The sequence below is a fragment of the Acinetobacter sp. YH12063 genome (genome assembly GCF_013419715.1).
In the GTDB taxonomy this organism is placed as follows: domain Bacteria; phylum Pseudomonadota; class Gammaproteobacteria; order Pseudomonadales; family Moraxellaceae; genus Acinetobacter; species Acinetobacter amyesii.
In genome coordinates, this window is record NZ_VOZO01000003.1 from 106299 (window position 1) to 118785 (window position 12487).

General features: G+C 39.4%; 9 protein-coding genes. 5 read left to right on the forward strand and 4 right to left on the reverse strand.

Annotated features, from left to right (window positions below; all coding sequences use genetic code 11):
* Positions 1-178 precede the first annotated feature (178 nt).
* Both FTU12_RS05185 and FTU12_RS05190 read right to left on the reverse strand, forming a co-directional pair.
* On the reverse strand, positions 179-1498 hold the full coding sequence (locus tag FTU12_RS05185; RefSeq protein ID WP_078190125.1) for an MFS transporter: 1320 nt from the start codon (positions 1496-1498) through the stop codon (positions 179-181).
* A gap of 287 nt (positions 1499-1785) precedes the next feature.
* Positions 1786-3105 carry an MFS transporter gene (locus tag FTU12_RS05190; RefSeq protein WP_078192971.1) on the reverse strand — a complete coding sequence of 440 codons (1320 nt, stop codon included), beginning with the start codon at positions 3103-3105 and terminating at the stop codon, positions 1786-1788.
* 342 nt (positions 3106-3447) lie between these two features.
* On the opposite strand from FTU12_RS05190, the gene glpD reads away from it, so the two are divergent.
* On the forward strand, positions 3448-4965 hold the full coding sequence (glpD, locus tag FTU12_RS05195; RefSeq protein WP_180113905.1) for a glycerol-3-phosphate dehydrogenase: 1518 nt from the start codon (positions 3448-3450) through the stop codon (positions 4963-4965).
* An 80-nt stretch (positions 4966-5045) separates the two neighbouring features.
* On the opposite strand, the gene FTU12_RS05200 is transcribed toward glpD, so the two are convergent.
* Positions 5046-6878 carry a phosphoenolpyruvate carboxykinase (GTP) gene (locus tag FTU12_RS05200; RefSeq protein ID WP_180007483.1) on the reverse strand — a complete coding sequence of 611 codons (1833 nt, stop codon included), beginning with the start codon at positions 6876-6878 and terminating at the stop codon, positions 5046-5048.
* Between the two features lie 413 nt (positions 6879-7291).
* Between FTU12_RS05200 and FTU12_RS05205 the strand changes: the two genes are divergently transcribed.
* The 4 genes from FTU12_RS05205 (at position 7292) to groL (ending at position 11178) form a co-directional block, all read left to right on the forward strand.
* On the forward strand, positions 7292-8230 hold the full coding sequence (locus FTU12_RS05205) for a diacylglycerol kinase family protein (RefSeq protein WP_180113906.1): 939 nt from the start codon (positions 7292-7294) through the stop codon (positions 8228-8230).
* Positions 8211-8996 carry a metallophosphoesterase gene (locus FTU12_RS05210; RefSeq protein ID WP_180113907.1) on the forward strand — a complete coding sequence of 262 codons (786 nt, stop codon included), beginning with the start codon at positions 8211-8213 and terminating at the stop codon, positions 8994-8996. The genes FTU12_RS05205 and FTU12_RS05210 overlap by 20 nt, the downstream gene beginning before the upstream one ends.
* A 183-nt stretch (positions 8997-9179) precedes the next feature.
* A complete protein-coding gene (gene groES / locus FTU12_RS05215) occupies positions 9180-9470 on the forward strand; it encodes a co-chaperone GroES (protein WP_078192966.1) in 291 nt (96 codons plus the stop codon).
* A gap of 73 nt (positions 9471-9543) precedes the next feature.
* The gene (gene groL / locus FTU12_RS05220) at positions 9544-11178 is read left to right on the forward strand and encodes a chaperonin GroEL (RefSeq protein WP_078192965.1); all 1635 of its coding nucleotides are present in this window, start codon (positions 9544-9546) and stop codon (positions 11176-11178) included.
* A 430-nt stretch (positions 11179-11608) separates the two neighbouring features.
* Here the strand turns inward: groL and FTU12_RS05225 are convergent, their stop codons facing one another.
* Positions 11609-11983, reverse strand: coding sequence for a hypothetical protein (locus FTU12_RS05225; protein WP_180024135.1), 375 nt, complete (start codon positions 11981-11983; stop codon positions 11609-11611).
* Between the last annotated feature and the right edge of the window lie 504 nt (positions 11984-12487).

Here is a 12487-nt window from a genome sequence, read left to right on the forward strand (position 1 = left end):
TTGTATGTTCAGTATGCCATAGTCCGTCTGTCGACTCGATGGCGAAAACAAAGAAAGCCAAAGAAGTTTGATTAAATCTTTGATGCAGCCGAAACGATGAGTAGATGGAAATGGAGATAAAAAAAGCTCATCAAAATAGGCTTTGATGAGCTTAAGTGGAATAGCAGGGCTGAGCGAATTAATCGTCAGTGATCATGCTATGTTTTTTAGTATCTTTCATGAAGACATAGGTAATTAAAGATAAACCAATCATGAATGTAATGTAGTAGAAGAAGTAGTTTTCATGGCCTGCATTTTTGAAGCTCAAAGCTACAAGTTCTGCGGTACCACCAAAGAGTGTATTTGCAATGGCATAAGGCAATGCAACACCTAGGGCACGGATGTGTGCAGGGAACAACTCTGCTTTTACTACGGCATTAATCGCAGTATAACCAGTGACAATCACCATACCGCTCATGCAAAGCATAAATGCTGTGGTTGGGCTGGTAGTTGAACCGATACCATTGAAAATAGGAATGGTAAACAGCACACCAAGCACACCAAAGGCGATCATAATTGGCTTACGACCAATTTTGTCTGAAAGCGCACCGACAGCAGGTTGTAAAAGCATGAAGATGAAAATTGCAGCAGTGGTAATTTCAGTTGCTGTGGTTTTTTCAAAGCCAGACGTGTTGACCAAATATTTTTGTAAATATGTGGTAAAAGTGTTGAACGCTAAAGTACCACCGGCAGTCAACATGATCACAGTGAAGGCTTGTTTAGGGTATTTGGTAAATAACGCTAAAGCACCTGATTTTGGACCACCATTTTTAGCTTGTTCTTGAGCTTCTTTAGAGGATTGAGTTTCAACTAAACCGCGACGAATCCAGAACACCACAATAGCGAGTAATGCACCGATGAAGAACGGAACACGCCAGCCCCATTCAGTTAAAGCTTGTTCTGAGAAATTGCGTTGTAAGATAATTAAAACGCAAAGTGCCAATAGCTGACCTGAAATCAGTGTGACATATTGGAAACTTGAGAAGAAACCACGATGGTTTTTACCTGCCATTTCAGTCAAATAGGTGGCACTAGAACCATATTCACCACCAACACTTAAGCCTTGGAGTAAACGCGCTAAAAGTAGAATAGCGGGTGCGAGCATCCCTACAGAATCGTAGGTTGGTGCACATGCGATCATCAGTGAGCCGACACACATCAACGATACAGACAGCGTTAAACCTGCTTTACGACCTTTACGGTCCGCATAAATACCCATGACCCATGCGCCGATTGGACGCATTAAGAAACCGAGTGCAAAGACTGCAGCCGCTTGTAAGAGTTTTACAGTATTGTCACCATCAGGGAAAAATTGCGGTGCAAAGTAAAGGGTAAAGGCAGCGTAGACATACCAGTCGTACCATTCAACGAGGTTGCCGGCAGATCCGCCGAGGATAGATTTGACACGAGTTTTTCTATCCAATTGTTCAGGAACAACTGGCTCAGATGAGTTTGACACATCATTCTCCAAGGAATGAATGCAAAACATATCCATTTAAACTCTTTGGGAAAAGTTTAAATCAATATATTTTGTCGAAATGGGAGATGGAACTATATTTATTTAATTTATACTCCTGTTGTCGCAGAAAATCATGCGACTTTAGTCTATAAAATGCGATATTTTTGACCAGATACATTTTTCACGACTAAATAAAAAAAACAAAGCCTCATAGACTGAGGCTTTGATGGGGAAAACATGCTGTTTTTGATCAGATTGATCAATAACTCATCTTCAAATAACCCTGATCAATGCTCCTGAATTTTGGAATGGTGTTTGGTGTCTTTCATAAAGACGTAGACCAATAACGAAATAAAAATCATGATGGTCACATAGATAAAGAACCATGACTCGTGACCAGCTTCTTTAAAACTCAGCGCGAAGAATTCTGCCGTACCACCAAAGATGGTATTTGCAAGAGCATAAGGCAGTGCAACACCCAATGCGCGAATATGCGCAGGGAACATTTCTGCTTTTACAACCGCATTGATCGAGGTGTATCCCGTGACAATCACTAGACCTGCGAGACAGAGCCAAAATGCAGTCCAATAATCTTGAGTTTGTCCTAATGCACTAAATAGAACATAGGTGAACAGCACCCCTAAGATCCCAAAAGCGATCATTAAAGGCTTACGACCAATTTTATCGGATAGACCACCTGCTAGTGGTTGTAAGCACATAAAAATAAACAGTGCTAAAGTGGTGATTTGCGTGGCCTCAGGTTTACTAAAGCCAGAGGTATTGACCAGATATTTTTGCAAATAGGTGGTGTAGGTATAAAAAGCCAATGTACCCCCAGCTGTTAAAAATAACACCGTGAATGCTTCTTTCGGATAATGCTTAAATAGAGAAAATAAGCCTGATTCAGGCTGGTCCTTTTGCTCTTGTGCATTTTTGAAGGACTGGGTTTCTAGCAGGCCACGTCGAATACGGAAAACCACTACCGCTAAGCACGCACCAATAAAGAACGGAATACGCCAGCCCCAATCATGCAATTGTTCTTCTGTCAGCAACCATTGCAAAATAAGTAGTACGCACAGTGCAGTCAACTGACCTGCAATCAGTGTCACATATTGAAAGCTTGAAAAAAAACCACGACGGTCGCGGTCAGCCATTTCACTGAGGTAGGTCGCACTAGCGCCATATTCACCGCCGACACTTAAGCCTTGAATCAGTCGAGCTACCACAAGAATAATCGGCGCCAAAATACCAATTTGGTCATGCGTTGGAGAAATTGCAATCATCAATGAGCCGATACACATGAGTGTGACGGAGAGGGTTAAACCTGACTTTCGACCTTTTTTGTCTGAATAGATCCCCATAATCCATGCACCAATGGGCCGCATGAGGAAGCCCACTGCAAAGATGGCTGCGGCTTGGAGAAGTTGTGCAGTCTGGCTGCCCTGAGGGAAAAAAGCATGGGCGAAATAGAGGGTGAATGCCGCATAGACATACCAATCGTACCATTCAACAAGATTACCTGCTGAACCTCCGAGAATGGATTTTACTCGGGTCTTTGTATCTAAATTTGATTGAGTAACAATTTCTTCCGTCATTTTAAAATCCATCTTTTTTATTGTGTGAAAATATCTTATGCGTATCGAAAAGCATGAAATGTAAACTAAAAAAGAGGTTTTGTTTAAAAAGTGTACAAATTAACAACTTGTCGTGAATTTTGCTTTGAATAATGGTTTGGGCCTTAAAATGATTGATTTCATACTTGAGCCAGCAGGCTTTTAAACGTACATTTAAAATATAACTTCTCATTTAATGAGGAATACAAAAACTCAGCGTAAGGATATCGTGACCAAAATAGGTATCTTGATCAAAAAATCATGATCAATGAGAAAAATAATAAAGCAAAGAAAACGATGCATTGTTGAATAAAAAAGACATAGTGGGAGGGAGCGATGAATACACAACAACAATCAATATATGACATGGTGGTCATTGGTGGTGGAATCAATGGTGTTGGTATTGCCTGTGATGCAGCGGGGCGGGGTTTAAGTGTTTTGCTCTGTGAAAAAGACGATCTCGCGAGCCACACTTCATCTGCAAGTAGCAAATTAATTCATGGTGGTCTGCGCTATTTGGAACATAAAGAATTTCGTTTGGTACGTGAAGCACTGGCAGAACGCGAAGTTCTCCTTAAAAAAGCCCCTCATATTATTCGACCGATGCGTTTTATCATGCCACATGAACCGCACTTACGTCCGGCTTGGCTGATTCGGACTGGATTATTCTTTTATGATTATTTGGGTAAGCGAGAACAGCTTTCAGGCTCAAATGGTATTGAATTTGATGTGGAAGCTAGTCCTTTAGCATCCAAATTTACCCGAGGGTTCGAATATTCCGATTGTGCAGTAGATGACGCACGCTTAGTTGTACTCAATGCAATACAAGCACGCGAATATGGTGCACAGATTCTGACTCGAACAGAATGTTTAAATGCATATAGTAAAGGTGGAATTTGGCAGGTATGTCTAAAAAATGCCAAGGGATTGCAAAATGTGCAGGCTAAAGTATTGGTGAATGCGGCAGGTCCTTGGGTTGCTGACTTTATAAAACAGGGGTTAAAGCAAGAGTCACCTTATGGTATACGGCTGATACAGGGTAGCCATATTATTGTGCCAAAGCTCTTTGACGGTGATAAAGCTTTTATTATGCAAAATGATGATCATCGCATTGTCTTTGCGATTCCTTATTTAGAACAATATACCCTGATCGGCACGACAGATCGTGAATATCAAGCAGACCCAAATCGAGTAAAGATAAGCCAAGAAGAAATCGATTACTTGCTTGATGTGTCAAATGATCACTTTAAAACTCAATTGACGCAAACGGACATTATTTCAACTTATTCAGGTGTGCGTCCGCTGTGTGATGATGAGTCAGATAATCCAGCCGCAGTCACGCGAGATTACACCTTGGCACTGACCGATGTAGAAGGGGCTGCATTACTTTCAATCTTTGGTGGCAAACTTACCACTTACCGAAAACTAGCAGAAGCGGCATTAGATCAGCTTAAAACGGTTTTTCATCATCGATCCAAACCTTGGACTGCTGATGCAACATTGCCTGGTGCGGAAAATTTAGAATCGGTATTGCAGTTGATGGTTGAAATCCAACAAAAAGTGCGAGGGGTTTCGATCAGTCTAGCCAGTCGTTGGGCGCATGCTTATGGAACCCGTGTCTGGATTTTGCTGAATCATTTAACTTCGATTGATGAATTGGGTCAAAACTTTGGACATGGATTGTATGCTCAAGAAGTGGATTATTTGGTCGAGCAGGAGTGGGCGAGAAGTTCTGAAGATATTTTGCAAAGACGAACAAAGTTCTATTTGCAATTCAGTGCATCTGAAGTTGATGTTTTGGACGAGTACTTAATGGCAATACGTATAAAGCAAAAAGCTCAAGATGTGGCTTAGTTGATATAAAAAAGACCGCGCAAGGCGGTCTTTTAAATCTTTCTTAATCCCTCTTTTAATGGAGGTAAATTAAAGGCGGATTAAGCAGATTTTTTTACAGCTTCTAAAAGTTCGTCTTGACGTACTTTAAGTGCTTTTGGTAAGCGATCACCAAGTTTGTTGAACAATTCAGTGTGGCTTTCAAGTTCTTTGATCCATTGATCTTTATCTTGAGAAGTTACAAGCTCAAATTGCTCTTTAGTGAAGTCTGAACCAGTCCAGTTCAATTGTTCGTATGTTGGAACAAGGCCGATAGGTGTTTCAACAGCGTCTGCACGACCTTCACAACGGTCAATGATCCACTCAAGAACACGCATGTTTTGACCGAAACCAGGCCATACAAAGTTACCTTCAGCATCACGACGGAACCAGTTCACGTTGTAGATACCAGGAAGTTTATTGCCAGCAGCTTTAGCTTTAGCAGCAACTTCTTCACCAAGTTCTAACCAGTGAGAGAAGTAGTCAGCCATGTTGTAACCCGCAAATGGAAGCATTGCGAATGGGTCACGACGAACGATACCTTGTTGACCAACAGCAGCAGCAGTTGTTTCAGAGCCCATAGTTGCAGCTTTGTAAACACCGTCAACCCAGTCAAATGCTTCTGAAATTAGAGGCACTGTGTCTGCACGACGACCACCGAAGATGAACGCAGAAATTGGAACACCTGCTGGATTTTCCCAGTCAGCATCAATAGAAGGACATTGACCAGCTGAAACAGTGAAACGAGCATTTGGATGAGCTGCTTTTTCTTCGCCGGTGTGTGGTTGACCTTTCCAGTTAGTCAAGTTAGCAGGCGCTTCTTTAGTAAGACCTTCCCACCATACTTCACCTTCGTCAGTTACAGCAACGTTAGTATAGATTACGTCTTTATGAAGAGTCGCCATACAGTTCGGGTTAGTCTTGGTATTTGTACCAGGTGCTACACCGAAGAAACCAGCTTCAGGGTTGATTGCATATAAACGACCATCTTCACCTGGTTTGATCCAAGCAATATCGTCACCTACAGTTTCAATTTTCCAACCTTCGTAACCCGCTGGTGGAATCAACATCGCGAAGTTTGTTTTACCACAAGCAGAAGGGAATGCAGCTGCGATGTAGTGTTTTTCGCCTTGTGGGTTAGTCACACCAAGGATGAGCATGTGTTCAGCTAACCAACCTTGTTGACGACCCATAGAAGATGCAATACGTAAAGCTAGGCATTTTTTACCCAACAATGCGTTACCGCCGTAACCAGAACCGTAAGACCAGATTTCACGAGTTTCTGGGTAATGAACGATGTATTTTTCAGGGTTGCAAGGCCAAGCAACGTCTTTTTGACCTTCTTCAAGCGGAGCACCAACAGTGTGTACGCAAGGAATGAAGTCACCGTCAGTACCAAGTACGTCATAAACAGCTTTACCCATACGAGCCATTTTAGACATGCTTACAGCAACGTAAGGAGAATCAGTAAGTTCGATACCGATGTGAGCAATATGAGAACCTAAAGGACCCATAGAGAAAGGAACTACGTATAAAGTACGGCCTTTCATTGAACCGTCAAATAAACCATTCAGACGAGCACGCATTTCAGCTGGAGCTTCCCAGTTGTTTGTTGCGCCTGCATCTTCTTGTTTTTCAGAACAGATGTAAGTACGACCTTCAACACGAGCAACGTCAGAAGGATCAGAATTAGCAAGGTAAGAACCAGGATGTTTTTCTTGGTTAAGTTCTTGCATAGTGCCGTTAGCGATCATCAAGTCGATATAACGTTGATATTCTTCTGCGCTACCGTCACACCATTCGATTTTTGCTGGTTTGGTTAATTTGGCAATTTCTTCCACCCAAGCAATGAGCTTAGGGTGACGAACGAATTCTGGTGCGTTCACTTGGGTCATGGTGAGGCCTATCTCAAAAATGTACTAACCGTACAAAGTATAATCTGCATCATGGGATACATCATGCAGATAAAAGATGAAAAAAAAGTGGCTGTATTAAAGCATAAAATCATAAAAAAAATAAGACTAAAGAAGTGGTAGATTTTTTTTGGTAGTTAATGCTATTTATATTAAATATAGATAAAATACAATAACTTAACATATAATGTTATAAATTTTAACTTTATTTATTAACGTGATGGACAATATTTTATATAGTTATTTTTAATAAAAACAAAAAGTTGCATGTAATTGATATTTGAGAATTATTATTGATTAAATAAATGGTGGTAATTCGATTTTTACATAAAGGCGCTATTATTTGCTGTTAAATTCGACAAAATACAATACTAAGCGGCTAAGATGTATAAAAAGTGATTAAACAAGCCAAGCCTTTATCTATTATCTATAATAAAAAATCAGGATTTCATGCTGCAAATAAGGATGAAGTCTACGAGGAACTTGTGCGGATATTATCCGATCATAATTTCGAAATACAGTCATTTGAGCTTGGGCAGGAAGCGAGTTTTGATACTTTAATGAGCAAGGTGTTTGCGCGCCATCAAGACCCTGATAATTTGGGTGTTGTCGTTGCCGCAGGTGGTGATGGAACCTTAAATGCTGTTGCACATCAGTTAATGCATACCGATATTCCTATGGGGATCTTACCTTTAGGCACATTTAACTATGTGGCGCGGGTACTCAATATTCCTCTCGATTTAATTCAAGCGGCACAGGTGATTGCGATAGGCAATAATCGACAGGTACATGTGGCGCAAATCAATGAACATATCTATTTAAACAATGCTAGTTTGGGCTTGTATCCTTTATTTATACAAAAAAGAGAGTTTTATAATCAAAAGTTTGGTCGTTTCCCATTACATGCTTATACCTCAGGTTTGGATGTGCTCATTCGAGATCGTAAAGAGCTGAAATTGGAAATCGAAGTGGATCATCATATTTATCCAGTCAAAACGCCCTTGATCTTTTTTGGCAATAATCAATTGCAATTGGCCGATTTAAACTTGCAAATCGCTAAAGATGCAGAGGCAGGTAAAGTTGCAGGTGTGGTTGTCGCAAAAAGTGATAAGAAAACGTTATTTAAAATTTTATGGCAATTGATCCGTGGCAATATCGACAATGCACCAGATGTGTATAGTTTTGCCGCTGATGAAGTCACGATACATACCCAACGAAAAAAAATGACCGTTGCTGTGGATGGTGAGATTGTAGAAATGAAACCACCGCTTAAAATTCGAGTGCAAAAACAAGCCTTAAATATACGGGTGCCACATGATACTGCATCTGTCTGATCTGCATTTCGGCACTGAAAAGCCAGAGTGTATGCGCGCTATTCAACAATTTTGTCACGAACAGGGTATCGAGGCCGTGGTTGCGAGTGGGGACTTAACCCAACGTGCGCGCTATCGTCAGTTTTATGCATGTAAGCAATTTTTAGAAAGCTTAAAGTTGCCATATATCGTTGTACCGGGGAATCACGATATTCCGCTGTATCATTTATGGAACCGTGTTTTTAGTCCTTTTGCACGTTATCAACTTTTTTTTGGTGCCATGGAAAATGTACTGGAAACCGAGCATTTTTATTTAATTGGGATCAATAGTATTCGCCGTCGTTACCATACGCGAGGGCATGTATCGCTGGAGCAAATACATCATGTCGATGAATTACTTAAACATGCGCCGCCCAATAAAGTAAAATTAATCATAGCGCATCAACCTTTTTATACGCCGCCCAATGACCCGCATGGTGTGAAAGATTGTCCTGTTCAAGGGCGTTTGGCACTCGAACAGTGGAGTCAACACGGTTTAAATGGTTTATTGCATGGACATTTACATGTTCCAGCCAGCTATGACCTCAATCAGATTTATGCTTTAGGTGCTGCGTATCCAGTTTGGGATATTCATGCTGGAACTGCAACGTCATATCGCCTACACGAGAACCTTGCCAACAGTTTTAATGTCATTGATGAGCAGATGAATGTGCAGCATTATTTTTATAATTCAAAGTTAAAAATATTCGAAGAAAATCTTAGTACTCATATTTTGGATGAGCTTTAATCCTTTAAATTTAAATTTTGAAGAAAAAAAATACAAAAAAATGAAAAAAATTAAATTTTGCCCTTGAAGGGTTTTTTTCCATCCCCACAAAAGTGTCATCTAAATTATTTTTTGTCGATGGCTTATGGAAATCAAAATGTCATCGTCTTTTATCTAGTAAATAGACTTAGTCTGGAGTTAACTATGAGCAATATTCGTCCTTTGCATGACAACGTTGTGATTCGCCGTGTTGAAAAGGAAACTAAAACTGCTGGTGGTCTTATTTTAAGTACTTCAGCAGCTGAACAACCTGCTCAAGGCGAAGTAATCGCTGTAGGTAATGGCAAAGTAACTGACAATGGCGTACGTGCATTAGACGTTAAAGTTGGTGATAACGTATTGTTTGGCACTTATGCCGGTACAAAAGTAAAAGTAGCAGGCGAAGAGCTTCTTATTATGAAAGAGTCTGACATCTTAGCGGTACTTGAAGCTTAAGTTTCGTACACGCATTTAGACCCTTTTATTCATCATAAATTGTTAAAAATTTTAAAAAGATTCGGAGTTAGACATGTCAGCTAAAGACGTAAAATTTGGTGATTCAGCGCGTTCAAAAATGATCGCGGGTGTAAATGTACTTGCAGATGCTGTAAAAGTGACTTTAGGTCCTAAAGGCCGTAACGTTGTCATCGACCGTTCTTTCGGGGCACCGCACATCACTAAAGATGGTGTTTCTGTTGCTAAAGAAATCACGTTAAAAGACAAGTTTGAAAACATGGGCGCTCAGCTAGTTCGTGAAGTTTCTTCAAAAACCAACGACATCGCGGGTGACGGTACAACAACTGCAACTGTTCTTGCACAAGCAATCCTTAATGAAGGGATTAAATCAGTAACTGCGGGTATGAACCCAATGGATCTTAAACGCGGTATCGACATCGCGGTTAAAGCTGTAGTTGCTGAAATTAAAGCGACTGCAAAACCTGCATCTGACTCTAAAGCGATTGAACAAGTAGGTTCTATTTCTGCGAACTCTGACACCACTGTTGGTAAACTTATTGCTCAAGCAATGGAAAAAGTTGGTAAAGAGGGTGTAATTACAGTTGAAGAGGGTTCAGGCTTTGAAGATTCTCTAGATGTTGTAGAGGGTATGCAGTTTGACCGTGGTTACATCAGCCCGTACTTTGCAAACAAACAAGATACACTAACAGCTGAACTTGAAAACCCATACATTCTTCTTGTTGATAAAAAAATCAGCAACATCCGCGAATTAATTGCTGTACTTGAAGCTGTTGCTAAAACAGGTAAACCGCTTCTTATCATTGCTGAAGATGTTGAAGGTGAAGCACTTGCAACTCTTGTTGTAAACAACATGCGTGGCATTATCAAAGTTTGTGCTGTTAAAGCACCTGGTTTTGGTGATCGTCGTAAAGCGATGCTTCAAGACATCGCGATTTTAACTGGCGCGACTGTAGTTTCTGAAGAGGTTGGTATGTCTTTAGACCAAACTACACTTGAGCACTTAGGTACAGCGCATAAAGTTACTGTTTCTAAAGAAAACACAGTAATTGTTGATGGTGCAGGTGTTGCAGAGCAAATTGCTGAACGTGTAACTCAAATTCGTGCTCAAATTGAAGAATCAACTTCAGAATACGACAAAGAAAAACTTCAAGAACGCGTTGCTAAATTGGCAGGCGGTGTTGCTGTAATCAAAATCGGCGCTGCAACTGAAGTTGAAATGAAAGAGAAGAAAGATCGCGTTGATGATGCACTTCATGCAACTCGTGCTGCAGTTGAAGAAGGTGTTGTAGCAGGTGGTGGTGTTGCACTTGTACGTGCTGCAAAAGCACTTGAAGGTGTGTCTGGTGCTAACGATGATCAAAATGTTGGTATCAATATTTTACGTCGTGCGATTGAAGCGCCGCTTCGTCAAATCGTTGCAAACTCTGGTGATGAGCCTTCAGTTGTAATCAATGCTGTGAAAAACGGTGAAGGTAACTTCGGTTATAACGCTGCGACTTCAGAGTATGGCGATATGTTAGAAATGGGTATTCTTGACCCAGCGAAAGTAACACGTTCTGCGCTTGAGCATGCTGCATCTGTTGCGGGCTTAATGCTTACAACTGAATGTATGATTACTGAAATTCCAGAAGATAAACCTGCTATGCCTGATATGGGCGGTATGGGTGGCATGGGCGGTATGATGTAAGCTAATTGCTGCAAGATAAAATTAAACCCTGCATTTTGCAGGGTTTTTTTTGTGATGTGTGTTGTAATTATGTGATTATTTGAATAACATAACGCAAATTAATGTAAAACATGTGATCATTTTTATTCTTTATATTGAGAATAAGAAATTGTTATTGATTTGTATGATTTATATATTGGAATATTTAAAATTTTAATTTATGATTTTATCAACATGTTCTTTATAAGAATAGCAATGATAAATCAAGACGGTAAGCGAATAAAATGCATGAATAAACATTCAAAAGTATTCGATCCCAATTGTGAAAAAATTCTCGTGAGTAAAAAAGAGTTACAGATGCTTTACAAGACAATACGTGACTATGAAGAGAGAATTAATTTTTACGAGCTTGAAAATAAAAAATATTTAAAATTGTTGAATAAGGATAGTTCTATCTCTGAATGAATTGGTCAATTAAATCTTTGATGATTTGTTTTTGACTCGCATTCAATGTCCGAAATTTTAAAAAATAATCAAGTTCTGATTGATCATTTGACTCAAGATTGGACGATCCTAATGTGTTGTCGCCAAAGCGTAACCACTGGCTAGTGACATTGAGCCAAATAGAAAGAATAGCCAGTTTATCTTGATTTGGAATCGCTTTACCTAATAACCAATTATTTGCCGATTGTACTGAAACAGGAGCGCCATCATATCTATGATTAAACTCTTTTGACAAATAAGTTGGGCTAATAGGGTGATTTGAATCTATTAGTGCCTGTTTCAAGCGTTCACTAAAAGCTAACTTTTCTTGTAGATTACTCATATTTCATTGATTCTGCTTACAAAAATTAAGGACTCTTAAATGTAACAGAATGTCGATAAGAGTTCGGTAAATTTAAATGTTGATTGTAGAAAATAGCCAAATAAATAACAATCATTTTTCGTCTAATTATTGATAAATAAGAGTAATTTTTTGTAAGGAGGATAAACGATACGTGTTTACTAGCAATCAAATATTGATTGATTAAAGAGTAAAAGTTAAAGGAAATATAATTCTTTAGTATTAATTGTATTATATAAAAATATAAAAAAAACAATAAATTATAGTATTTTTGTGAAAAAAAAAGAATTGAAGTATTTTTTATTTAAAAATAAATCAAATATTGATTGATATTAATGTTTCATTTTGTATATTATTGCCACAGCACCGCAGGGGCGGTTGGCTATGAATTGCGGATTCTCCAGACGATAAGTACGCATTCGTAAAAGTTTCGCTGGTAAACATCATCCTAGGGTCTACCAGTCTTTTTATAAAAATTGAAGGAAT